The sequence below is a fragment of the Streptomyces sp. DH12 genome (genome assembly GCF_020873895.1).
Lineage (GTDB): Bacteria > Actinomycetota > Actinomycetes > Streptomycetales > Streptomycetaceae > Streptomyces.
This window is the reverse complement of record NZ_JAHWGT010000946.1, coordinates 1-466: the sequence shown is the minus strand read 5'-3', so window position 1 is coordinate 466 and position 466 is coordinate 1. Positions and strand designations below refer to the sequence as shown.

At 74.9% G+C, this 466-nt stretch carries 1 protein-coding gene and 1 pseudogene; one reads left to right on the top strand and one right to left on the bottom strand.

The annotated features are described in order from the left end of the window. Positions 1 to 284, top strand: a 284-nt coding sequence (locus LPA54_RS37910; protein ID WP_228984951.1) for a DUF4188 domain-containing protein, incomplete at its 5' end; no start/stop codon positions are given. A gap of 73 nt (positions 285 to 357) precedes the next feature. Here LPA54_RS37910 and LPA54_RS37905 read toward each other — a convergent pair. After that, a pseudogene (locus tag LPA54_RS37905) lies at positions 358 to 466 on the bottom strand (IclR family transcriptional regulator); the annotation flags it as partial.

Below are 466 nucleotides of genomic sequence, written 5' to 3'. Positions count from 1 at the left end.
CGGTCCACCACCGAGCGTGGACGTTCGTCAACGGCAAGGAGCGCGCGGGCAAGGTGCGCGGCCATGTCGGGCTGTGGCACGAGGCGTACGTGGTGCCGCAGGGCAACTACGAGTCGATCTACGCCGACATGCCGGCGTTCGGACTCGCGGCCGCGCACGGGCAGATACCGCTGGAGCGGCGCGGACGGCGCGCCAAGGACCGCTTCGCGTACCGGCCGGAGCGGCCCGCGCGGCCGGAAGGGACGGAAACGACTGCGCCGTCGGCGGTGGCCGACGGCGCGTGAGGCGGGGGAGGGTCCGCCGCGGCGTTGAGGCGGACCCGTTCCCGCGGAACGTGTGCGGTGGACGGGGGGACGTTCAGGAGCGCCGGAGCGCCTCGGAGAGGCGGGCGGCGGCGTCGATGACGGCCTGGGCGTGCATCCGGCCCGGGTGACGCGTCAGACGCTCGATGGGGCCGGAGACCGAC